Raw genomic sequence first — 24,374 nt, forward strand, 5'->3', positions numbered from 1 at the left:
GAAAACTCTTTCTTTATGAAATCGAATCCATATGCGTTGCTTTTCTACCTATTATATGGCTAAATAAGTACTATATTTATTTGAAGGGAGAGAACGCAATGGAACATCATACTTCTGTTCTATCACTTATGGTTGTAGTTGCAATCGCGTTTTTCGTTCCCCTTTTGTTACAACGCTTTAAATTAAAAGCACTTCCTGTCGTTGTTGCAGAAATCATCGCGGGAATCTTTGTAGGTAAAAGTGGGTTTAATATTATTGAGCCAGATATGTGGCTTCAAGTCTTATCGACACTAGGATTTATCTTCCTTATGTTTTTAAGCGGGTTAGAAATTGATTTTTCTATCTTTAAACAAAAAGGGAAAAAGAATACGACAAACGAACCAAACACATTCCAAGCAGCAAGTATTATCTTCTTATTTATTTTCATCTTATCTTATGCGCTATCATTACTATTCGTATGGCTAGGATTTGTAGATAATGCAATGTTTATGACTTTAATTATTTCAACTATTTCTTTAGGTGTTGTTGTACCAACATTAAAAGAAAATAACTTAGGAAAAACGGCAATCGGACAAATCATTTTATTAGTCGCTGTTATTGCAGATTTAGTTACAATGATTTTACTCGCTATATTCGTCGGATTAAATTCCGAAAGTGGCCAAAGCATGTGGCTCCTTCTTCTTCTATTCGGCGCTGGTATTGTTATTTACTTCGTTGCAAAACGCTTTAAAAACATTCCATACTTAGATAGCTTAAAAGCTGGTAGTGTACAAATTGATACACGAGCTGTTTTTGCACTCATCTTAATATTAGTAGGGTTATCTGAATCGGTTGGAGCAGAAAATATTTTAGGTGCCTTCTTAGCGGGTGTACTTGTATCGTTATTATCACCAAATGAAGATATGGTTGAAAAACTTGATTCCATCGGCTATGGTTTCTTCATCCCAATTTTCTTCGTAATGGTTGGTGTAAATCTAGAAGTTTGGTCTATTTTCAACGAACCTTCTAGTATGCTAATGATCCCAATTTTAATTGTAGGACTCTTTATTTCAAAACTTTTACCATCACTCGTCTTACGAAAATGGTATCCACGTAATATCGTACTGGGAAGTGCCATCTTATTAACATCAACACTTTCTTTAGTTATTGCAGCAGCTCAAATTGGTGAAAAACTAGGAATCATCAGTCCAAGTTTATCTGCTTCCCTTATTTTAAGCGCAGTTATTACTTGTATATTTGCACCTATATTATTTAAAAAAATGTTCCCGAAAGTAGAAACACCAAAACCAAAAGTTTCTATTATTGGTGCGAGCAGAATTACCCTTCCATTATCACTTGATTTAAAACGAGAAGATTATGACGTGACACTATATATGATGCGTCAAAATAAAATAAATGATGAGGAAGCGAAATCACATGACTTCCCAATCGTGAAATTAGATGACATCACAATTGCATCATTAGCTGAACAAACAGCATTTCATGCAGACCGCGTTGTTGTTGCAACAAGCGATGATGAACAAAACTTATTATTAGCAGAACACGCAAAAGAACTAGGTGTTGAACATGTTATTGCAAGTGTAGAAGATCCGCTTCTACAAGAAAAAGCAACGCAAGAACATATCGCCGTATTCTCAACAATCAACTCTACACGTATTTTATTACGTGCACTTATTGATAAACCAAGCCTCGTTCGCTTAATTACAACAGCAAACGAAACAGTGCGTGAAGTTGAACTACAGAACAATAAATATAACGGCGTGGCACTTCGTCGCCTTCCGTTCTTAGGCGATGTACTAGTCATTCAAATTTATCGTGGGAATAAAGCATTAATACCACATGGTGATACAAGACTACAACACGGTGATACATTGCTTGTCACAGGTTCAAAAGAACATATTGATACACTAAAAAACATATTAGAATAGAAAAATGCTCCTCACATAATTGAGGGGCATTTTTCTATTCTAATATGGTAAAATGTTACTATCATATATTATGAGGATGGATCAAATTATGTCTATTGTAACTTTAGCTCTCTTATTATTAGCGGAAATATTCGTTGCCATTATTCTCATCGGTGTTAGCATTGAAATTTGTAGTTACGGATGGAAAAAATCGAATGGAATAAAATACTCCTGCCTCTTACTTTCACTCCTTCTCGGAACTACTAGCATACTTGGACTTTTCGCCGCACCTGCCTATTTCTTTATACAACTAACAGAAAAAAGCTTATAAGAAAGGATGTTAATATGATTACCGTGAAAAATATTGATGGATCTGAAACTTACGTATTACGTCAAAAAATTTTGCGCCCGAGTCAAACATTAGCAGATTGTAAATACTCTTCCGACTATGAAACAGACACCTTTCACTTAGGCGCATTTATAAACGATGAACTGATTAGTATCGCTTCCTTCTCAAAAGAAATATGCCCTGACTTAATAACAGGTGTTCATTATCGTCTACGAGGAATGGCCACATTACCTGAATTTCGAAACAACCGTGCTGGAAGCTCCTTAATTCAGAAGGCGGAACAAATCTTGCAAGAACGTCAAGCAAATATATTATGGTGTAATGGCCGAATTACTGTAGCTGAATATTACAAGCGCTTAGGCTTCCAGGAACATGGTGAAATCTTTGAAATTGAACCGATTGGCCTTCATAAAGTACTGTATAAAAGGATATAAGAAAAGCTTTCCTCAATACGGGAAAGCTTTTCTTATGTTTCAATCTTCACTTTTTATTTTTTTCATATATATGTATATAAACAAACTAGGAACTAAAAAACAAACAAACATAATAAGTGCTGTTATACTGATTTCTTTTATCGAAATATCCGGTGTTACAATAATACAAATAGCTAACAGTCCAATAACAATACCTACCGGAATGAATAATAGTTTCATGAAATAACTGCGTGATACTCCCCCTGTATGCTCATATGCCTCTACAGAATGTTTTAAATTTAAGAAGTTAATGACTATAATCCCGCCCATAAATACCATTAATAAATCCGAAACACTTTCATATCCTGCACCTTGCAAAACGTAGCGATAAAAAACAATACCTAGTATGACGATATTTTGTAAGATGAAAACTAGTCTAATATGTTTTAGCCCCTCAATCATTAAACGCTCATCTTTCACGATTTTCATCCTATCACTCCTTTTCCTCCCAAAACAAATCATTCAATGTTTTATCTACTGCATAACAAATTTTCAAACATAAATCTAAAGACGGGTTGTATTTCCCCTTCTCAATTAAACTAATCGTTTGCCTTGTAACGCCTACTTTTTCTGCTAATTGTTGCTGTGTTAAATCTAACTGAACACGTGCGACTTTTATTTTACTTACAGCCATTCATGTTCCTCCTCTACCTTTATTGTAATATATATATATTCCATTAAGTAATTTATAATTTACCTAGTCAATTTAATTTTCACCTTATTATACACAAAAAAAGAGCTCCTCATAAGAAGCCCCTCTTCCATATCTATATTATAAGAATAAATGACACCCAAATAAAATTGTAAATAAGTATAGTAACGGATGTACTTCCATCCCTTTCCCTTTCACAATTTTTAAGACTGGATACACTAAAAATCCAATTGCTATTCCATTCGCAATACTAGACGTTAACGGAATACCAACGAAAATTAAAAATGCTGGTAATGCATCTTCAAATTCATTCCAATTAATATCACGAATACTTTGTGCCATTAAACTCCCTACAATAATTAATGAAGGAGCTGTAATAGCGGCTACACTTGATAAAGAAGCAATAACAGGGCTGAAGAATGCAGTTATAATTGTTAGACCAACAACTACAATACCTGTTAATCCCGTTTTACCACCCGCAGCAATACCTGCTGACGATTCAATCGTCGCTGCTGTTGGGCTTGTGCCAAAGATAGAGCCTGTCGTCCCACCAATTGCGTCTGCAATAAACGCTTTACCAAAACGCTTATCTGAATTGTCTGTAATTAAACCTGCTTGTTTAATTAAACCGAGTAATGCACCTGTTGTATCAAATAAAAGCACAAGTAAAAATGAAAATACAACACCATATAATCCGTATTCGATTACATCTGAAAATGCATTGATTGGATTTGAAACGATAATTCCCTCTGGTAAATGAGGCATCGCCACAATTTCATTGGCAAACTTCAGTTGTCCTGTAAAGAAGGCGATAACTCCTGTCACAATCATGCTAATAAATAATGCACCACTCACACGTAATGCCATTAATACCGCTGCTAAAATCAAACCAATTAAAGTTAAAATAACGGCTGGAGAATGGAAGTCACCAATCGTAACTAAATTAGATGGATGATCAACGATAATTCCAGATAAACGTAATCCAATAAAAGCAATAAATAACCCAATTCCACCTGCAATCGCATGTTTTAAACTGTCAGGAATTGCGACAATTAGCTTTTGCCTAAATGAAGTGAAAGATAATAAAAGAAAAATGATACCTGTTACAAATACTGCCGAAAAAGCAATGACATATGTAATCCCCTCTGCCTGTTGAACAACAGAATAAGCAAAATACGCATTCATTCCCATAGCTGGAGCAATAACAATTGGATAGTTAGCTAAAAACGCCATACATAGCGTCCCTACAACAGTCGCAATAATAGTTGCCGTAAAAGCTTGATCAAATGGTACACCTGCATCAGATAATATTTTCGGATTGATGACAAGAATATACGCAAATGTAAAAAAAGTTGTGATGCCAGCTAAAAGCTCTTGCTTCACAGAAGTATTATATTTTTGTAATTGAAACATGGTTATGTACCCTTCCTACATCTGAATTATTATCACACATTCTTTTCTTACTAGTATGTGAGAAAATATAATACTTAATCTTAACAATCAATAAAAAGAAGAGTCAATATATCCCCTAATAGTTCGAATTTTAAGTTTAAGTCTGACAAGTTCAGATGTAGTACAGTTCATTATGATTATTTTTGTAGCATAACAGATAGAAATGTTTTATAATTTAAAATAGTTAAACATTTAGGAAGCGCATTCAACTAACGCTCATTCTACAAGGAGGATTCTTCTTATGCAGCATTCAAACAAATCTGGAACTTTAAATCGAGGTTTAAAAGAACGACATATTACTTTAATGTCACTCGGGTCAGCTATTGGCGTTGGCTTATTTTTAGGATCTGCTTCCGCTATTAAATTAGCTGGCCCTTCTATTTTACTAGGCTACATGATTGCAGGACTCGTTATTTTTTTCATTATGCGAGCGCTCGGGGAAATGGCAATTGAACAACCTGTTGCCGGTTCTTTTAGTAAATATGCATATGATTATATTGGACCACTAGCTGGCTATATTACCGGTTGGAACTACTGGTTCTTATGGGTTGTTACTTGCATGGCTGAAATTACAGCAGCTGGTATTTACATGCAATACTGGTTCCCAGATATCCCGCGCTGGACTTGGGCGTTACTCGCTCTATTATTAATGAGCGCTTTCAACTTCTTATCCGTAAAAGTATTTGGAGAACTTGAATTTTGGTTTGCTCTCATCAAAATTGTCACAATTATCTGTATGATAGTAGTTGGTGCTGGAATTATTTTATTTGGATTCGGAAATGGTGGAATAGCTACTGGCATTTCCAACCTTTGGTCACATGGTGGCTGGTTCCCAAATGGTTTTTCTGGGTTACTACTCTCTTTACAGATGGTACTATTCGCTTACTTAGGCGTTGAATTAATCGGTGTTACAGCTGGTGAAGCTCAAAATCCGAAGAAAACACTCGCAAAAGCAATTGATAACGTTTTTTGGAGAATTCTACTCTTTTACGTTGGGGCTCTATTCGTTATGATGGCAATTTATCCATGGAACGAACTTGGTGAGAAAGGAAGTCCATTCGTACTAACATTCCAGCAAATCGGTATCGCAAAAGCAGCAGGGATTATTAACTTTGTCGTATTAACAGCAGCTCTTTCTTCTTGTAATGGTGGTTTATTTAGTACAGGCCGTATGCTATATACATTAGCTCAGCAGAAGAAAGCTCCTGAAAGATTCGGTCGTTTAAATAGAAATGGGATTCCAAGCCAAGGAATTATAGCAACAGCTATCGTTTTACTCGTTGGTGTTATATTAAACTATCTTGTGCCAGCAAAAGTATTTACATGGCTCACTAGTATTTCAACTTTCGGGGCGATTTGGACTTGGGGCATTATATTAGTCGCTCAAATGAAGTTCCGTAAAAGTTTGTCTACGCAAAACAAACAAAAGTTATCGTATAAAATGCCTTTATACCCATTAAGTTCATATTTCTCACTCGCTTTCCTTGCATTAGTATTAGGTGTAATGGCGTATTCCGAAGATACACGAATCGCATTGATTGTCGGTCCTATTTGGCTTATCGGCTTAGCTATCGTGTATTACATGAAAGGGTTTCATAAGATTGATGAAACCCCTAATTCAAAAATTAGTTAAACAAAACATCCCTTCCTTATTACTTGGAAGGGATATTTTTATGTCTATATAAATATTTCTCAACAAAATTCACGGTATTTTTACAATTTTTTAATATTTTTTATGTTTTCCGTCTTTATTTTTACAGAAAAATAAATTACATTATTAAAGCACATATAATTTATTATTAGGGGGATTCTTCTATGAAGAATAAAAAATGGATTACATTTTCTTTAGCATCAGCAATTACACTAAGTATAGGGGCTTCGTTCATACCGTCTACTTATGCCGAAAGCTCTGTAGACCCAGCTCCTGAAATTGCTGCAAAAGTTGTAAATCAAAATAATGGGAAGAAAGTATTATTCGATAATTCACACGGTCAAACTGCCGGGACAGCTGACTGGGTTATTGATGGCGGCTTTTCTGACTTCGGAAACGGCATTGCTCAAAATGGATATCACGTAAAAGAACTTCGTAAATCAACACCTATTACATACGAAGATTTAAAAGATTACAATGTGTTTATCGTTCCAGAAGCAAATATTCCTTACAAAAAATCTGAACAAGATGCTATGTTACAATATGTGAAAAATGGCGGTAGTATATTCTTTATTGCCGATCATTATAATGCCGATCGTAATAAAAATCGCTGGGACTCTTCTGAAGTATTTAATGGATATAGACGCGGTGCTTGGGATAATCCAGCAAAAGGACTGTCTAACGAAGAAGCAAATTCACAAGCTATGCAAGGAGTAGAAAGCTCTGATTGGCTATCTGACAACTTCGGTATTCGCTTCCGCTACAATGCAATGGGCGATGTTTCAGCGAAAACTATTGTGTCACCTGAACAATCATTCGGAATTACAGAAGAGGTTTCATCTGTAGCAATGCATGCTGGTTCTACTTTAGCCATTACAAATCCGAAACTAGCAAAAGGACTTGTTTACCTTCCAGAGAACCCATCAAAATGGAATAACGCTGTTGATAGCGGTGTTTATAATGGCGGTGGTGTTGCAGAGGGTCCTTATGCTGCTATCGCAAAAGTAGGACTTGGAAAAGCTGCTTTTATTGGGGACTCTTCTCCTGTTGAAGATGCTACGCCAAAATACGTTCGTGAAGACTCTGGCCAAACAAAGAAAACTTACGATGGATATAAAGAAGAAAACGATGCTATCTTACTAGAAAATATCGTAAATTGGCTATCGAATAAAGAAACATTTACAAGTTTAGATCAAGTTAACGGTTTACAACTTGATGCACCTACAGCTCTACAAACATTTGAACAACCAAGCTTATCAACTGAGCCACAACCAGAACCTTGGAGTGCGCCAAATGCAGGTTATCAATGGTTTAATACAAATACTTTTAAACCTGGTTCATATGGCTATAACGGTGCAGTAACAGCAAATGACTACGCAGTTACACACCCTAACACTCTACCAAACAATGAAGTGTTCCAAATCAAAATTCAAGTAAATAACTTATTACCAAATACAACATACAATAATTACTCTTTAGGTATATTCACTACTGGTGGTACACAAGTAGCAAAAGTTCAAAATACAAACGGCACTTGGCCATCTGCTTTCGGATATAGTAGTGCATTTTCTTTTACAACAAACAGCTTAGGTTCTGCTGAAAAAATTGTGAACGTACAAATCGATCCAAATACGACTGGACAAGCAACACTTCGTCTACGCCAAAATACAACAGCGAAATATAATGAAGCTGTAACGATTAATAAGAAATAATGAAAAAGGCAATCCGGATATGGATTGCCTTCTTCTCACTTCGCTTCTTTTGAGAAAAACATTCTTGAAATAACGATACCTATACTTCCTACGATTAAGAATAACACTGCCCTGATCATCATTAAAACTTCTGGTAAGTCTAGAAGAAATAGCTTTCCTATCGTTACGACTAACACGACTAAGCCAGCATACAATATTTCATTCATATTTTTATTCCGTCCAAGCCAAACTGCAAATAATGCATATACCATCCATTTTACTCATTTATTCTTATTTAGAGGAACACTAACGATAACACCAATACAAGCTCCTATAATAGCTGGAACAATCCACCCAACACCTTCTGTATAAAACGGAATGTATTTCAATACTGATGTCCACTGATTCATCATTACATTTTTATTGAAAATATCGATTGCACTAAATATCGCTACAATCACAATTGTAACAGGATATATGCATACATACTTCCCAATATACTTATGGAATAGCCCTAAAATAATGAGCGTTAATGCAACTGGATAAATAAATCCAAGAATCGGTACTGATACTTTTAAAATTTGTGTTAATCCTAAATTAGCTAAAATCATACTAACAAAACTTAAGATAAATGCCCAAACTTTGTAAGACACTTTAGGAAATACACTTGCGAAAAATTGACTACAAGATGTAACAAGTCCGATCGAAACACATAAACACGCGATCGTAAAAATAAGACCTAATAAAACGACTCCGCCTTGTCCAAATAATGTAGTCATCATTTGTGCTAACACTTGCGCGCCATTATTAAATGTCCCCAATGAACCACTCATTGAACCAACATATCCAAGTATGACATAAATAATAGATAATAATAGTCCTGCACCAATTCCAGCAATACTCATATATTTCGCTAAACCTTTATCATCTTCAATACCTTTTGCACGGAGAGCATTTGCAATAACAATCCCAAAAATTAAAGCTGCTAGTGCATCCATCGTTAAATATCCATCTAAAAACCCTTGGAACATAGGCGCTTGTCCATAGTTTCCAGCAGCCTCTTTCACACTACCTACTGATGTAAACATGCTTTTTATAAAGATAAGAGCAATCATACCTAATAATAACGGTGTTAAAACTTTTCCGAACAAACCCATTAATTTAGACGGTGATAAACTTAACCAGTACACAATACTAAAGAAAATAACTGTGTAACATAATAAGACTACGCTACCTGCTTCCGGGAATAGCTGACCCGGTCCCATTTCAAAAGCTAAACTTCCTGCACGTGGTATGCCAAGGCCTGGTCCAATAAATACATACACGATACATGGAAAAATAATGGCGAATGAAGAATGAACCCTACCCGCTAGCGTTTGAAAACTTCCTGCTTTCGCAATCGCAATAACTCCCAATATAGGAAGACCTGTTGCTGATATAATAAACCCTACTAATGAAATCCACACATGTTCTCCTGCTTCATACCCAAGAAAAGGCGGGAATATAAGATTCCCCGCTCCAAAGAACATTGAGAATAACATAAGACTAATAAGTAAAATTTCTTTTTTCTGTAACAATTTCATCTCTTTCTCCTTCTTTAATTTCATCTTTTATGAAATCAATTTCACATATAAAAAAGTGTAAAAAACCGCTTCCTTACAAAGAAAACATAGTCCATAGTCTATCACAAAAGAAACACCCATTCTATAGCTATCCCTCTTTTCCAATTTCTTCTGAAAAATCAACCTTTATTGACTTATAATAGTTAATAAAGTAAAATATTAAATGTGCAAAATTATTAACTTTGTTTTTGTTTGTGTCAGGAGGAAAATAACATGGAATCAGCGATACAACTAGAAAGAGAACAACAAAGAAAAAAGAAACATCCTCCAGGTTTATACTTACTCTTCTTTACAGAAATGTGGGAAAGATTTAGTTACTATGGATTACGAGGATTATTAACATTATATTTAACGACAGCTTTAGTAAGCGGTGGTCTTGGGTTTAGTCCCGCATGGGCACTCTCTATTTACGGATTTTATACTGGAGCCTGTTATTTCACACCAATGATTGGTGGATACTTAACAGACCGTTTTCTAGGTAGACGAAAAGCGATCACAATTGGTGGTATAACAATGGCAATCGGTAACCTTACACTATTTGCCTTGCAAAACCAATTAGGCCTATACCTCGGATTAGCGCTTATTATTATTGGTAATGGATTCTTCAAACCGAACATCTCTACACTGGTTGGAGAATTATACGAAGAGAATGATCCAAAACGTGATAGTGCATTTACCATTTTCTATATGGGTATTAACGTCGGGTCATTTTTAGCTCCACTCGTTTGCGGATTTTTATCAGAAAATTTATTCAAAACAACAGTTGATGGCGTTGTACATTACGGATTCCGTTACGGTTTCTTAGCAGCTTCAATCGGAATGATTGTTGGACAAATTTTATTTACAACACTATCAAATCGCTTCCTTGGTGATATCGGTAAAAAACCAACTCGCGATTTGCAAGCAGCTGCTGGACAACCATCAGTAGGAGATACACCGTTAACAAAAAAAGAAAAACAACGTACTGCAGTTATCGTCATTTTAACATGCTTTGTTGTCTTCTTCTGGGCTGGCTTTGAACAAGCTGGTAGCTCATTAACATTATATACAAACAAATTTGTAGACCGCTCTGTGTTCGGATGGGAAGTTCCAACATCTTGGTTCCAATCGGTCAATCCATTATTTATTATTTTACTTGCTCCAGTCATTTCAGCATTATGGGCAAAACTTGCAACTCGCAAGCGCGGGGATTTAAAAATCCCAACAAAAATGGGACTTGGTATGATCTTGCTCGGTATCGGTTATATCATCCTCGTTATTGCTACATTAAAAACAGGTAGTGATGAACATAACATTACAGAAAAAGCAAACTTACTATTTATCGTCTTTACGTATCTTTTCCATACGTTGGGTGAGCTATTCTTATCACCTGTTGGACTATCAATGGTTAGTGCACTTGCCCCAGTAAAACTTGCTTCTTTATTAATGGGAGTATGGTTAGCAAGCTCAGGAATCGCCAACATTTTAGGTGGACAACTCGCAAGCTTCACAACTTCACTTGGGTATGCTGAAGTATTTACCGTAATCGGAGCTGTAGCAATTGTATTAGGTTGTGTTTTATTACTAATTTCTAAGAAATTAGTGAAATGGATGGATTAAAAAAAGATGAGGGATTCCCCTCATCTTTTTTATTTCTTCGCCTTCGTTCCTACTAAATCACCAGCAACAACATAACGTTTAGAATTATCTTTCACAGATACACATGTAATAAGCGTTATCTCATCTTTCCCATGATCCTCAACAACTTCCCATTTATCAGGAGTTACTTCAGATACACCAGTAACCGCATACTCATATTCGTTTTCATTATCATACAAATAAATTTTATCGCCTTTTTTTAAAGATGCTATATCACTAAATAAAACACCTTTTTTAGACATGTTATGTCCCGCTAATGCATAATTCCCTTTTCCCATTACTTGATTTTCTTTTACTGTTGCTGCACCTGATAATAGGTTTTTCTCAGTAGAAGACTTTAAAACAGGAAGTTCTAATGAAACACTTGGAATCGAAATACGACCAATTACTTGTTTCTTATCTAAAGATGCGTTCGCTACTTCTGCCAAGTCTGGTTGATTAATTTTCGAAGCATCTACAAATTCCGTCTCATGCTTTTCATAATTCATCTTTTGAACAGCCTGCACATTCGCTGTTTGTTTCTTCTCTGCCTGATATCCATCATAAAATGGCTTTCCAATTAATACACCTCCTACAACAAATAGAAGGATTGCTACTATACTATAAATTCTTTGCTTATTCATATACAATTCCTTTCCCTTACAAAATCTTGCTCTATATAAAATGATAAGATAATATTGCTATATGTACAAGTATAAGCTGAAAAGAAACCTTCTTGCATTGGCAAGAAGGTTTCTTTTTAGACTAACTTATTTCTATAAAGTGATACATAAAAGACTGTCATTTGAATAAAAAGCATGAAAAATAAAATGTATAACGGATATCCAGGAATATATAAATTAGCTACAGGAGAAAGCGTTAAAAATCCAATAGCGATGACTACTCCATACCAGAATGAAATAAATGTTGTCCGGCATGCCTTTTGCGTGATTTCTTTTTCCCGCTCATCTTCTTGTGGGAATAATAATGGGTACATCCAATAAGAAAGAGCTTTATGTTTCTTCTTTTGAAATTTATAAAAAATCGTCGTTATACTAGCTACAATAATTAATAATCCTAACGGTATCATATTGATCGTTACTTCAAATGGCAATTTCTCAGTTTTAATAATATTTGCCAGCTCTATCCAAGCATAATAGAGTTCAATAAATGCCCAACAAGCAATCATAAACCTCAGCACATTTAAAATATACGAAACCGCAATTTTATTCATCATTCTCCCCCTCCTTATTTAAAACAAACACATCTTCCATCTTTAACTGAAATACATCGCAAATCATAAGCGCTAATAATAATGAAGGAACATAATCCCCTTTTTCAATTGCCGCGATTGTTTGTCTCGTCACTCCAACCTTTTCTGCTAATACACTTTGCGAAAAATTAAACCGAGCTCTTAATTCCTTCACTCTATTTAAAATGGTCAAATTTACCACCTCTTAATTTTATTGTATGATATCCTTAACAAAATATAAACCCAACTTAACATTGTTTTTATAAAAAAATCCAACTTTACGTATTGTAAAGTTGGATTACATGTTAGTTTAAAATTGTAACTTTAACTGTTCTTCTGCCCCAGCTACTTGATGAACCTTTATCTGGCATTAAAACATCAATTCTGTGACCTTTAATAGCTCCGCCAGTGTCTGCTGCAATAGCAACTCCATACCCGTCAACCTTTACAGTAGAGCCTAATGGAATAACAGCTGGATCAACCGCAATTAATTTCATTCCTGGATTTGCAGTTAGATTATAACCTTTACCACCTGGTCCCCATGCAGAAAATACTTGTTGCCCTGCCCCATAGCCATTTTCAGCTGGATCTGCTGTATAAGCTGTAGCTTCTACATAAATTTCTTTTCCACCAGCAGTTGGCTTAGGTTGTGCAGGTTCTACCTTTGAATTATTATTAGCAACAGGTTCAGCTGGTTTATTAGCTTTTTCTTGCTTTTGCTTTTCAGCAATTTCTGCTTGCGCTTTTGCAAAAGCTTCTTGCTCAGCCTTTGCAGCTGCTTCTGCTTTCGCACGCTCTTCTGCTGCAATTCTCGCTGCTTCTTGTTCACGAGCAATTGTTTCTTGTACTGCCTTCATATTTGACTCAATTTTAGCTTTTTCTTCTGCTGCTAAATTAAGTTGGCTTGCAACCTGATTATATTTAGCTTGAACTGTTTGTAAGTTATCTTGACGTTTTTTCAAGTTATCTTGCAGTTCAGCTTGCGCTTTTGCTAATTTTTGTTTGTCTACTACTAAAGATGCTTCTTTCTCGTCAATTGTTTTCTTATCTTCTTCAATTTGACGAAGATCTTGTTCTTGTAGACGTAAAATTTCTTTATCAGCTTCTAAAATAGTAGAAACTGCGTTCATACGTTGTAAGAAATCTGCAAAGTTTTTTGACTCTACTACAACTTCTACTACTAAACTCGTATTTGAACTGTTTTGAACAGAAACCATACGTTTTCTCATAATGTCCTTACGAGCAAGGACTTTATCTTCTAAAACGACAATTTCTTTCTTTTTTTGTTCAATCTGCTTATGTGTTTCATCAATTTTACGTTGAATAGCAGCTTGATCCTCTTTATTTTTTGCAATTGTATTATTTAAATTATGTAGTTCGTTTTCGATACCTTGAATTTCTTTACTAACAGCTTGCTTCTCTTGCTCTTTCTTTTGCATTTCTGCATCATTTTGCTGCAATTGCTGTTGCATGTTGTTAAGTTTCTCGTCGTTTGACTCTGCTTTTACAGCGACTGTACTAGAAAGACCGATAATTCCTGCTAATACTAGACTACTGATTCGCTTAAAATAGTTCATAATCCGACTCCCTTCTTATACAGTTATACATGATTTATTTTACAGTTTGTTTACAATACCATTAAATACAGTTTATTTTTCATGACGAAAAAAAGAGAATTATGAATAAAATGTAATAGATTCTTAAATATTTAACAATTCCTATATTTAAAAATTATAAAAGATGCTAAAATCCAAATATAGAGAAAATATAACTTCTAAAGGCGGTTGAAATAAACACATGTTTACTCAAAAGAAATCACTCCAACATAAAATTGATCAATTAGAAAATCGTATACAAGAACTAGAAGCAGCATTAAAACAAAAAGATATTGAAAAACAAGCGACTATTACTTCTATCCACGATTGTGTACAAAGCGTTGTTCAAGAGCATCAACTTGTAAATAACCAGCACAATACACTTCAAAATTTAGTTCAACAATTAAGCTCATGTTTCGAAAATGTTTCAACGCGTACAACACATTCCAATGAATTGAATAACGAAATGTTACAAAAAGAACAAAGCTTAATTCAATCTATTGAAGAAATTATTGATTGTTCTAACGAAGGAAAAGAATCTGTTCATCGTTTACTTATTGTAATTAACAAATTAGGTGAACAATCTCAGCGCACGTCTAATAGTATGAATCATTTAAGTGAACGCTCAAAAGAAATCGAGCAAATTGTAGAAGTCATTCAAAACATTGCAGCACAAACAAATTTACTTGCTTTAAATGCAAGTATTGAAGCTGCTCGTGCTGGAGAGCACGGTAAAGGATTCGCTGTCGTTGCCAATGAAGTAAGAAAACTAGCGGAAAGTACCGCGGAAAGTACAAAAAACATCGGCAACTTAACGAAAAAAATTCAAGAAGAAATTGAAAAAGCATACGATAATACAAAAGATAATTTGCATTTAGTCGATGAAGGTGTAGAAATGAGTGCTGATACAAACGCTAGAATTGAAAATATTTTAATTATGATTCAAACGTTACAAAACGGTGCTACTAATGTTATTAAAGCTATTGAAAAACAAAAGTCTTGTAATGATGATATATTACGAGAATTCGCTAATACACAACAAATGTTCCAAAAGTTAAATACTACTATTATGAATCACATTCATGATGCTGAGAAAGTCGATGTTCAATTAACGAAAAGTCTTGAAGAAACAGTAGTTTCTCATTAATAATAAAAATCCCTTATACTGTTATAAGGGATTTTTATTATTTTTCGAATATTTATTTCTTCTCAATATTCATCCATATCTTTGTTATAATGGACAAGTTGTTTCTTTCGACTATTAAACAAGGAGGTTATTATGGAACAATTTTACTACATTTTAAAATATTTAATTCTTGGTCTGTTCCAAGGACTAACAGAACCGATTCCGATTTCTTCAAGCGGTCACCTCGTTTTAGCACAGCATTTGCTAGAACTAAAAATAGAAGGATTTAGTTTCGAACTACTTGTTAATTCAGCTTCATTATTAGCTGTATTACTTATTTATAGAAATGATTTAATTCGTCTAACGAAGAATGGTCTATCTTATATATTTACAAGAGCGGAAGACGCAAAATCAGATTTCTTCTTTATTATTTACCTTGTTATTGCAACCATTCCAGCAGGTGTTATTGGTGTTTTATTTAAAGATTACATCGATCAGTACTTAAAAGGTGTGAAGATGGTTGGGATTTCCCTTCTTATTACTGCTGTTGGCCTTTGGATTATTAGAAACTTGCGTGGACGTAAAAATGATGGCGATCTTTCTATGAAAGATGCAATCATCGTCGGATTAGCACAAGCTTGCGCACTAATTCCTGGAATAAGCCGATCAGGTGCAACAATCGTAGCAGCGATGTTACTTGGTATGAAGCAAGAAACGGCTCTTCGTTTCTCATTCTTACTATATATCCCTGTTAGCTTAGGCGGTTTATTACTAAGTATTACAGACATTGCAAAAGATCCAAACCTAGACACATTATTCGTACCATATGTCGTTGCATTTATCGCAACATTTATCATGACGTATATTTCGTTAAAATGGTTTATGAACATTATGGCAAAAGGAAATTTAAAATATTTCTCTTTCTATTGTATTATCGTAGGTGTACTTAGTCTTATTTTCTTATAAAGTGACACTTACAAAGCGAAAAGCGAGTCATTCTATTAAACTAGGATGACTCGCTTTTTTATATCTTTATAATGATAAAGCCCCTCTTACTTTTTTGTCGAGTAAGAGGGGCTCTTTTATGCGTATACTTTCTTTTCTTGACAATACAAACGAATAACATGTTTATTTTGTTGAAATACATCATGCGTTAGGCGGATAATAATAAAATTTCGTTTTGTTTGATCATCATGAACAAAAATCTGTTCTCCCTCTTGAAAACGCCATGCACTTTCAATAGTTGTAATATGATCCCCACTTACAGAAAAAAGCTCATATCGCATATCTTGTACCCTCTCTCAACTTATAATAATCACAATATCCTTATATTAAATTTATTATAACTTAATTCTATTGAGATTTGTAATTTTTTCTATTTCAAAATATTTTAATTTTGTTTTCAGGCTCTTTTAGCGTTATAATGATAAGCGAATTTTCATTGAAAGGAGCTTCATTTTGACTGCATATTTATTTCCAGTAAAAACAGCATTTATTTTATTTCCTATTTTAGCAATGTTCCTCTTAATACCTTTTTTAATATTTAATTATCGAAAATATGGTTATTTAAATAAATGGCGCTCATTTATTTTATACTCATTATTACTTTACTTATTAAATGCCTATTTTCTTGTGATTTTGCCGTTACCACAAACATATGATACTTGTAGCCTACAACCGGCTAATACGCAGCACATGCAACTATCACCATTTTATTTCATACAAGAAATTAGTAATCATACCTCGGCAATTTTAACGAAACCAGCTACTTATTTCTACCTATTAAAAGAATCTGCGTTTTTACAAGTAGCATTTAACGTTCTATTAACCGTTCCATTTGGTATATACTTACGTTATTATTTCCGACGTAGTTTCTTACAAACAATTTGTATTTCTTTTTGTCTTTCACTCTTTTTCGAGCTAACACAAGTGACTGGACTATACGGCATATACAATTGTGCATACCGCTTATTTGATATAGATGATCTGTTTTTAAATACATTAGGTGGCGTAATTGGCTTTATTATTGCACCAATATTTACGTACTTCCTTCCGAAAGCAAACGAATTAGATAGTCATATTGATTTGGAAACGAAACCAGTCGGATTCGTTCGTCGCTTTATCGCGATGCAAATTGATTGGATTTTCTTATCTATCGTTGTACCTGTCATTAAAAACAAAGGAAATTCTTTCTTTGTTTCTAATATTCAATCTTACACGAACATATACGAACTCATTTTCATAACGTGTTCGATCTTTATTTACTTTATTATCATTCCATACTTTACGAATGGAAAGACAATTGGGAAAGCATTACTTCGTATTTACGTGAAAGGAAAATCAAATCGTATTACGTTGAAGGAACTATTCATCCGTTACGGTATATTCTATTTCATTTTAGGTGGAATCAATTATATTCTTTCTAGTAGCTCTATCTTAAATCTTACAGAGCCTTTAGTATTACTAGTTATAGTATTATTCCAATTCGTAATTAACGGCCTATTTATTATTCATGTTTTATTACATGTATTTAGTCGTGATAAGTTACTATTTTACGAGCATATCAGTCAAACAAAAAATGCAATTACACTAAAAAAAGCTGACAAGTAATACTTTGTCAGCTTTTTTTCATAGGCGTAAATAATTTTTCTGTATAAGGGTTTAAAAACATTTCTGCTTCATCTAATAACTTCCTCACCTTTAGAAACGAGTGTAATTCCGGATATATATTTTGTAATTGTTCGTACGTTAACGTATGCATTTTCCCCCAATGTGGCCGTCCTTCATACTTTAGAAAGATTTTCTCCACTTCCCCAAAATAAGCAGCATACTTCATCCCTTTATACATATGAACAGCAATATACGCTGAATCTCTTCCATACGCTGGACTGAGCCATATATCATCCCTTTTCACATAACGGCATTCAATTGGGAAGTGCACCTTATACTTTTTCTTTTCAATAAGATTTGAAATTTCTTCTACAACAGTCCTCATATACTTTGAAGGAACACTATACTCCATTTCATAAAATGGAACCGCACGCGATGTAGCAAATACTTCATAACTCGGACCAATTATTTTTGTATTCGGTACAGCTTTAGCCGATAATCGACTTACTCCCTTACTTATAGAGGGAAACCATTTACATCCTTTAGATAACAAAGAAAACATCTTATTTTCAAGCAACTCTACCTTTAGTTTATGCCATTTCAAATCACTTTTTTTACTCGTTGTTTCGTTTGTAACTTTCACTTGCACTTCATCTGAATAAGGAAAAACAAAAAATTCAAAGTGACGATTCTTCTTATATTCTTCTAATTTGTTCATTACATTAGATAATGACTGTTTTTCACTTTCATACACAAGTGAATACGCCCTGATAACTTTCAATTTTATCTTTACAATGATACCTAGCATCCCAAGTGACAACTGAAAGGCTCTCCAATATTCCACATTCTCCGTTTCCGAACAAACTATACCCTCACCTGTAGATAAAACTGCGGTAATCTCTATAACTTGTGTTGATAAACTCCCAAAGGTAATACCCGTCCCATGTGTCCCCGTACTAATTGCTCCTGCAATAGATTGCGAATCAATATCCCCTAAATTTTCTTGCGCATAACCTTTTTCCTCAAGTAACTTCCCTAGCTCATGTAACTTTGTTCCTGCCCATACTTCGACAACCATCTTCTCCGTATCAATATTCACAATGCCCTTCAATTCATCTAAAGAAACTAAAATTTCTTCCGTTTGCACGAGAGGTGTAAACGAATGTCCTGAACCGACAACACGAATTTTCTTCCCTTTTTTTCGCGCAAGCCCTACAACTTCTACTACATCTTGTATACTCTCTGGATACATCGTATAATGCGGCGTTCCTTCTACATTCCCTGTCCAATTTCTCCATTTTTGTCCCTTTATAGAAAGCATTGGCCATCCCCCCGATATGTTAAATACTCCCCAACAATCTCTCCTTCTTTCACACGATATAAAAAAGGAAACCGCTCACATAATTCTCCAGCTTTACTATGGCGAAACAAGATAGAATCTCCTATCTCTACTCGTTCCTCACCGTTATACAAAATCGGTGTTTGTACCTCACCAGCACCTTCTAAACCTACTAATTTTGCACCATCGGGCCTCCAAACCTCAGGTTCTTTATCTTTCCCAATTGCGCCTGAGGCAATATATCCACCACCTAGACAAGTGTAAATAGTTGGGGCTGGTTTACGCACAACTGGTAAAGCAAATCCGACAGCTGGATGAAATTGCACATCTTTATAATAATCAAACAACTTCGGGGCATAAAAAGCAGAACCTATTGTAATCTCTGAAACTGAATGATCTTGCTCAGTTGTTTTTATACTTCCTGTGCCTCCCCCATTTACAAACCTTAGTTCAATACCTAGATTTTGTATTTCTTTTACGATATGTCCTCTTCTTTCTTTAACTTCTAACACTGATTTCTTCTTTAAATATGAAATCACTTTACTTTTCACTCGTTGATTCGGTATGTGATCTCCTACCCCAGCAATTTGGGCTTCATACCCCATTACACCATCTAGTATTAAAAATGATGATTCTTTCACCCTTTTTACTATTTTCAAAACACCTTGCACATCTTTTACCGGTGATCTTTTGACCCCAAAATGAAATTGAAAAAAACGACTACTCATATCAATATCCAAACAAACACGAAAACACCCTTTAGACTTCTCAGCAATTTTTTCTAAATAAACAATATGGTCTTCACAATCCACCATACAAGTTATAATGAGCCCTTGCTTTGTTAGCAAACTTATTTCATGTAACGCTCTTTCATCATAAGCAGGATATCCGAGCAATAAATCATTGAATCCTTGTTCAATTAAAAACAAAGCTTCCCTAGGTGAAAAACACATAATACCTTGAAATCGATCATGTGCAGATAAAATCTTTTGCATAACTGGAACAGAACGTAACGATTTACTCGCTATACGAATCTTCTTATTTCCACTTAATTCTATAATCGATTGAATATTTCTATCTAAAGCCACTTCATCCAAAAATGCACACGGTAATGGGACTTCTTTAAAAATTCCTCGATCCACATTTTTCTCCCCTCTTCTCTATATGTCTTATACATATTGGAAAGAAAGTTTAAATTTCCTCTTACAAAATAAAAAAGTTTCTTCCTATTAAGAAGAAACTTTTTTAGGACTACTTCAGAGAAATAGTCGCCTCTACTGGATAATGATCAGAGTAATCATTATATGTATATTTTTTGAGCCATGATGTAACAGTCCACTGTGGAGATTTTGGCTGTAACACTTTATTCTCTATAAGTGATGGATTCGCATGATCTTTACTTGCAATAATATAATCTAAATACTCGGCAGGGCTATCAGGGAAATTATATTTCGCAATACTGTTTGTCGTCGCATCCCAAGTTGCTGTATGTCCCGTATAAGATGGAATTGACGCATGCAATGTTTTGAACATGGATGCGTACTCTGAGTCACTATTGTTCTCTGCATTTATTTTATTTACGTTCATATCACCACCAAATAGGACGTACTCGTCATTTGGTATATTCTTATTTTTAATAAAATCTTGAATTTCTTTTAGCTGGTTTGTACGTACAGATGCAGGTGAAGTTTTTCCGCACATACTATCTTCAGCCTGCAAATGCGTCCCAATTACATGAACGAAACGATCATTTTTCTTAATTTTCGTGTATACAAATCCTTTATTTGATAAATTATCTGGCCCGCATCCTTTTGCAAATACATATTGAATCTTTTCAACGATCGGCCATTTGCTCACGATTGCAACGCCCCCATCTTCAGGAGTTGAAGATGAATAGCTACCTAACGTTTTATCCCACTCGTTTCCGTTACTACGACCTAATACTGCCGTTTGGTTTGGATATTCTTTCTTCAAATTCCCTAACAAACGATCTGATGCGCTATTATCAAACACTTCATTTAATATAACTACATCCTGATTCTTAATATAATCCGCTGCCCCAATTAAATCAGCACGCTCACTTTGTCCCCAGTTCGGATATAAGTTAGTTGATAGCATGTACACATTATGTGTCATCACTTTTAAAGTACTATTTTGATTTGTAGACATGTCTGCTTGAGCTGAAGATCCTCCGGATAAAACTCCTAAACCAATCCCAAAGCTAAGTACACCTTTTAGCAAATTACCTTTCACGTTTCATACCTCCATGTGTATAGTGATAAAAAGGCCAAATACTCTATTATGAGATTTGACCTTTTTAAATACTTAACGATCTCCGTACGTATCAAACCAAAGCTGAATGTATCCGGCAGTAACACGTTGTGCATCCATTAATCGCTTACCTGTCATTGGTGTAACTTCAGCACGCCATTTATCTGCATATTCTTGTGATACAGCTGCTTTTACGAACCAATCTTTCGTATTATCATTTACAATTCCAGAGTAATCTTGTTTTGCTACTACTGCCGCTCCATGAATCCACTCTTCTGGATTTGTACCTTTCCAGTTCCAATATCCATTTCCATCCGTTACTTTATAATTATCTTTTATCGTATCTACAAAGTTTTCATATTTAGAATGGAATCCTTGTGGGTATGAAAGATTTGTAAAGTTTGCCGCATGCATCGGTTGGTTTACATCTCCTAAATAATGAAGAGATAATCCTAAATAGAAGAATGCTTGTTTCATATCTTTATTTTTGTATGACTCACCAGCTAATTTAAAATATTTAGCTCCAGTTTCTTTTGCCTGCTTTGCAAATGGAATATATGTTTTTCCATTGTCTGGATCATAGAAATGTGAAGCAAATGTGCTATTATCATAATAAGGATTTTCATAGTCAGCTGCATAAATACCGTTCTCTAACTCCGTACGCCATTCATTTAATTGTGCAACTCGATCTTGTTTTACAAGTGTTGTATTGCGAGACATAATATCAATGGCACGGTTTACAATCCATAAATGAGAGTTTACGCCTTCTTTATGTTTATCTTCAGCAGACCAGCGGTGAACTATTTTTATTTTACTTCCCCCATCATTTTCATGAGCAAATGCAACACTTTGTAACGGAGCTACTAATGTAATAGCTGCTGCTAAAGCAAGTACTTTCTTTTTCATCTGAAATCCTCCATTTTATAATTGAATTATTGTAAACTTTTTGTTAAGATCCTATGATGTCATCCGGTTAACCTATGACTAGAATATCCCACCTTTCATGAAATTTCTATCACTAAATTAAAATATGCAAATTTTCATATCATTATAACTTTATACATAGTGAATATAATGAATGCACTTATGTAATAAAGTATCGTTAAGCTACTACGAATGATTATCTAAACTAATGTAAAAAAAGAGTAAAGCATACACATGCTTTACTCTTTTTTTCTATTCGATAATATACTTGGTAGCTGTACATTAACTGCCAACTTATGAATAAATCCAAACACTAATCCAATTCCAATAAATATGTATAAGATTGTAAATACCTTTCCAAAATCAGTTTGCGGACTAAAATTTCCATCACCGACAGTCGTCAGCGTGACCACACTAAAATATAAAGCGTCAAGAGGACGTAAACCTTCAACTGTACTATAAAAAATCGTACCAGATGTTAATGTTAAAAATGTTAATACGAATAATACTTGAAATTCTTTATCTTTCCACGCTCGTAAACAAGCTTTTAGCATCCGTTTCAATGTCAACATAAATGAAAGCATTAGACTTCCCCTTCCAAACAAAATACCTTTAGTTAAAGGAAAGTCTATCACCTTTCTGTATAGAAAAAAAGTAGCCCTCTTCTATTTCTAGAAAAGGGCTACTTTTTACTATTCTCTATTATTTAGGTGAAACAAGAATTTTCACTTGTGTTTTATCTTTTACAAGTGCTTCAAATCCTTCTTCAACAACTTGATCCACTGTAATTTTTTTCGTAATTAATTTCTCTGCTTGAATTTGGCCAGAGCTAATTAATTTAATAACAGCTGGGAAGATATGACGGTATCCTAAAATACCAACCACTTCTTTTTCTTTTAGTACAAGATTGTTTGGAGTAATTTTTGCGTCTTTTTCCCATACACTAACAATTACAGTTTGCCCTTCGAAACTTGTACTTTCAATCGCTTGACGAAGTACTACTTCAACACCTGTTACTTCAAAGCTCACATTTACACCTAAACCATTTGTTAAGTTACGAATTTCTGCTAATACATCTTGAGTAGCTGGGTTTAATACGTAATCCGCACCTGCTAATTTTGCTAACTCTTGACGTTCTTTAGAAAGTTCAACTGCAATAACAGGAGTTGCTCCTGCTGCTTTAGCTGCTTGAATGACAAGAAGTCCAATTGGACCACAACCAAATACTGCTACAGCTTCCCCTTCTTTTAATTTACTTTGACGTACTGCATGAACTGCTACAGCTGCTGGTTCTACAAGTGCACCTTGTTCATACGTCATTTCATCTGGAATATGGTGAACCATATCTTCTGGTACTACTGTATATTCAGAGAAACCACCGCCTTCTCCACCAAGACCGTGGAAAACAAGTTGTTCACAAACATTGTAATGTCCATGTTTACAAGCTTCACATTTACCACAAGAATAAATTGGTTCTACAACGACGCGGTCTCCCACTTTATGAGATGTAACGCCTTCACCGATTTCAACTACCTCACCGCTAAACTCATGACCTAAAATAACCGGTGCTTTTACATGTGTTAATGGATGCTCTTCTGTTGGAATAAAGATAGGTCCTGCTAAATATTCATGCAGGTCTGTCCCGCAGATACCACACCATTTAACTTTAATCTTAACTGCTCCTGGTTTTACAGTTGGTTCTGGTACTTCTTCTACTCGTACATCACGTTGATTATGCCAAAGTAATGCTTTCATTTTATACATCCCTCTCTACGTATATACTTAACCTGGTGAAGTTTACAAATCTATTATAATACTTCTATCCATATATTTCAAAAAAACA

The 24,374-nt window shown here is 34.7% G+C and carries 24 protein-coding genes and 1 pseudogene; 9 read left to right on the top strand and 16 right to left on the bottom strand.

Annotated elements, in window-relative coordinates; all coding sequences use genetic code 11:
• Positions 1–98 precede the first annotated feature (98 nt).
• Genes CO726_RS20245 through CO726_RS20255 form a run of 3 tightly spaced genes read left to right on the top strand, consistent with a single transcriptional unit; the run spans position 99 to position 2,690 of the window.
• A complete protein-coding gene (locus tag CO726_RS20245) occupies positions 99–1,928 on the top strand; it encodes a monovalent cation:proton antiporter family protein (protein WP_099685478.1) in 1,830 nt (609 codons plus the stop codon).
• A gap of 52 nt (positions 1,929–1,980) precedes the next feature.
• Positions 1,981–2,238: a DUF4022 family protein gene (locus CO726_RS20250; RefSeq protein ID WP_136699785.1), complete on the top strand. Its 258-nt coding sequence runs from the start codon at positions 1,981–1,983 to the stop codon at positions 2,236–2,238.
• Between the two features lie 14 nt (positions 2,239–2,252).
• Positions 2,253–2,690, top strand: coding sequence for a GNAT family N-acetyltransferase (locus CO726_RS20255; protein WP_099685479.1), 438 nt, complete (start codon positions 2,253–2,255; stop codon positions 2,688–2,690).
• Between the two features lie 39 nt (positions 2,691–2,729).
• Here the strand turns inward: CO726_RS20255 and CO726_RS20260 are convergent, their stop codons facing one another.
• From CO726_RS20260 to CO726_RS20270, 3 genes are all read right to left on the bottom strand, one after another.
• A complete protein-coding gene (locus CO726_RS20260) occupies positions 2,730–3,158 on the bottom strand; it encodes a hypothetical protein (protein ID WP_099685480.1) in 429 nt (142 codons plus the stop codon).
• A 4-nt stretch (positions 3,159–3,162) separates the two neighbouring features.
• Entirely contained in the window at positions 3,163–3,363 is a 201-nt protein-coding gene (locus tag CO726_RS20265; protein WP_000301182.1) for a helix-turn-helix transcriptional regulator, read from the bottom strand.
• Between the two features lie 138 nt (positions 3,364–3,501).
• Positions 3,502–4,794, bottom strand: coding sequence for an NCS2 family permease (locus CO726_RS20270; RefSeq protein ID WP_099685481.1), 1,293 nt, complete (start codon positions 4,792–4,794; stop codon positions 3,502–3,504).
• 280 nt (positions 4,795–5,074) lie between these two features.
• Between CO726_RS20270 and CO726_RS20275 the strand changes: the two genes are divergently transcribed.
• Positions 5,075–6,466 (top strand): amino acid permease, encoded by a 1,392-nt coding sequence (locus CO726_RS20275; protein WP_099685482.1) that lies wholly within the window; start codon positions 5,075–5,077, stop codon positions 6,464–6,466.
• A gap of 182 nt (positions 6,467–6,648) precedes the next feature.
• Entirely contained in the window at positions 6,649–8,196 is a 1,548-nt protein-coding gene (locus CO726_RS20280) for a DNA-binding protein (protein ID WP_099685483.1), read from the top strand.
• Between the two features lie 35 nt (positions 8,197–8,231).
• Here CO726_RS20280 and CO726_RS32160 read toward each other — a convergent pair.
• Positions 8,232–8,450: pseudogene (locus tag CO726_RS32160) on the bottom strand (DUF2339 domain-containing protein); the annotation flags it as partial.
• A gap of 6 nt (positions 8,451–8,456) precedes the next feature.
• Complete coding sequence (brnQ1, locus tag CO726_RS20290; protein WP_099685484.1) at positions 8,457–9,758, bottom strand: branched-chain amino acid transport system II carrier protein BrnQ1; 1,302 nt, start codon at positions 9,756–9,758, stop codon at positions 8,457–8,459.
• A 252-nt stretch (positions 9,759–10,010) separates the two neighbouring features.
• Between brnQ1 and CO726_RS20295 the strand changes: the two genes are divergently transcribed.
• Positions 10,011–11,396 carry a peptide MFS transporter gene (locus CO726_RS20295; protein WP_098761524.1) on the top strand — a complete coding sequence of 462 codons (1,386 nt, stop codon included), beginning with the start codon at positions 10,011–10,013 and terminating at the stop codon, positions 11,394–11,396.
• 29 nt (positions 11,397–11,425) lie between these two features.
• Here the strand turns inward: CO726_RS20295 and CO726_RS20300 are convergent, their stop codons facing one another.
• From CO726_RS20300 to CO726_RS20315, 4 genes are all read right to left on the bottom strand, one after another.
• Positions 11,426–12,058 carry a class A sortase gene (locus tag CO726_RS20300; RefSeq protein ID WP_098761573.1) on the bottom strand — a complete coding sequence of 211 codons (633 nt, stop codon included), beginning with the start codon at positions 12,056–12,058 and terminating at the stop codon, positions 11,426–11,428.
• A gap of 116 nt (positions 12,059–12,174) precedes the next feature.
• Positions 12,175–12,648, bottom strand: a complete 474-nt coding sequence (locus CO726_RS20305; RefSeq protein ID WP_099685533.1) for a DUF2178 domain-containing protein — start codon at positions 12,646–12,648, stop codon at positions 12,175–12,177.
• Positions 12,641–12,859: a helix-turn-helix transcriptional regulator gene (locus tag CO726_RS20310; RefSeq protein ID WP_061531504.1), complete on the bottom strand. Its 219-nt coding sequence runs from the start codon at positions 12,857–12,859 to the stop codon at positions 12,641–12,643. The genes CO726_RS20305 and CO726_RS20310 overlap by 8 nt, the downstream gene beginning before the upstream one ends.
• 112 nt (positions 12,860–12,971) lie before the next feature.
• Entirely contained in the window at positions 12,972–14,243 is a 1,272-nt protein-coding gene (locus CO726_RS20315; protein ID WP_099685485.1) for a 3D domain-containing protein, read from the bottom strand.
• Positions 14,244–14,727: 484 nt separating this feature from the next.
• On the opposite strand from CO726_RS20315, the gene CO726_RS20320 reads away from it, so the two are divergent.
• Together CO726_RS20320 and CO726_RS20325 are read left to right on the top strand one after the other, a co-directional pair.
• Positions 14,728–15,408 (top strand): methyl-accepting chemotaxis protein, encoded by a 681-nt coding sequence (locus CO726_RS20320; protein ID WP_425427812.1) that lies wholly within the window; start codon positions 14,728–14,730, stop codon positions 15,406–15,408.
• A 132-nt stretch (positions 15,409–15,540) separates the two neighbouring features.
• On the top strand, positions 15,541–16,353 hold the full coding sequence (locus tag CO726_RS20325; RefSeq protein ID WP_099685487.1) for an undecaprenyl-diphosphate phosphatase: 813 nt from the start codon (positions 15,541–15,543) through the stop codon (positions 16,351–16,353).
• A gap of 116 nt (positions 16,354–16,469) precedes the next feature.
• Here CO726_RS20325 and CO726_RS20330 read toward each other — a convergent pair whose 3' ends face one another.
• Positions 16,470–16,673 carry a hypothetical protein gene (locus tag CO726_RS20330; protein ID WP_098761528.1) on the bottom strand — a complete coding sequence of 68 codons (204 nt, stop codon included), beginning with the start codon at positions 16,671–16,673 and terminating at the stop codon, positions 16,470–16,472.
• Positions 16,674–16,845: 172 nt separating this feature from the next.
• Here CO726_RS20330 and CO726_RS20335 point away from each other — a divergent pair, with 172 nt between their 5' ends.
• Positions 16,846–17,997: a VanZ family protein gene (locus tag CO726_RS20335; protein ID WP_099685488.1), complete on the top strand. Its 1,152-nt coding sequence runs from the start codon at positions 16,846–16,848 to the stop codon at positions 17,995–17,997.
• Positions 17,998–18,004: 7 nt separating this feature from the next.
• On the opposite strand, the gene CO726_RS20340 is transcribed toward CO726_RS20335, so the two are convergent.
• The 6 genes from CO726_RS20340 to bdhA form a co-directional block, all read right to left on the bottom strand.
• On the bottom strand, positions 18,005–19,318 hold the full coding sequence (locus CO726_RS20340) for a D-arabinono-1,4-lactone oxidase (protein ID WP_099685489.1): 1,314 nt from the start codon (positions 19,316–19,318) through the stop codon (positions 18,005–18,007).
• A complete protein-coding gene (locus CO726_RS20345; RefSeq protein WP_099685490.1) occupies positions 19,306–20,478 on the bottom strand; it encodes an amino acid deaminase/aldolase in 1,173 nt (390 codons plus the stop codon). The genes CO726_RS20340 and CO726_RS20345 overlap by 13 nt, the downstream gene beginning before the upstream one ends.
• Before the next feature lie 109 nt (positions 20,479–20,587).
• A complete protein-coding gene (gene sph / locus CO726_RS20350) occupies positions 20,588–21,589 on the bottom strand; it encodes a sphingomyelinase C (protein ID WP_099685491.1) in 1,002 nt (333 codons plus the stop codon).
• Between the two features lie 72 nt (positions 21,590–21,661).
• Complete coding sequence (gene cerA, locus CO726_RS20355) at positions 21,662–22,513, bottom strand: phospholipase CerA (RefSeq protein ID WP_000731010.1); 852 nt, start codon at positions 22,511–22,513, stop codon at positions 21,662–21,664.
• A gap of 257 nt (positions 22,514–22,770) precedes the next feature.
• The gene (locus tag CO726_RS20360; RefSeq protein WP_000948239.1) at positions 22,771–23,115 is read right to left on the bottom strand and encodes a potassium channel family protein; all 345 of its coding nucleotides are present in this window, start codon (positions 23,113–23,115) and stop codon (positions 22,771–22,773) included.
• A 118-nt stretch (positions 23,116–23,233) separates the two neighbouring features.
• Positions 23,234–24,286 (bottom strand): (R,R)-butanediol dehydrogenase, encoded by a 1,053-nt coding sequence (bdhA, locus tag CO726_RS20365; protein ID WP_098761533.1) that lies wholly within the window; start codon positions 24,284–24,286, stop codon positions 23,234–23,236.
• Between the last annotated feature and the right edge of the window lie 88 nt (positions 24,287–24,374).

Source organism: Bacillus fungorum, assembly GCF_002746455.1.
Classification (GTDB): Bacteria; Bacillota; Bacilli; order Bacillales; family Bacillaceae_G; genus Bacillus_A; species Bacillus_A fungorum.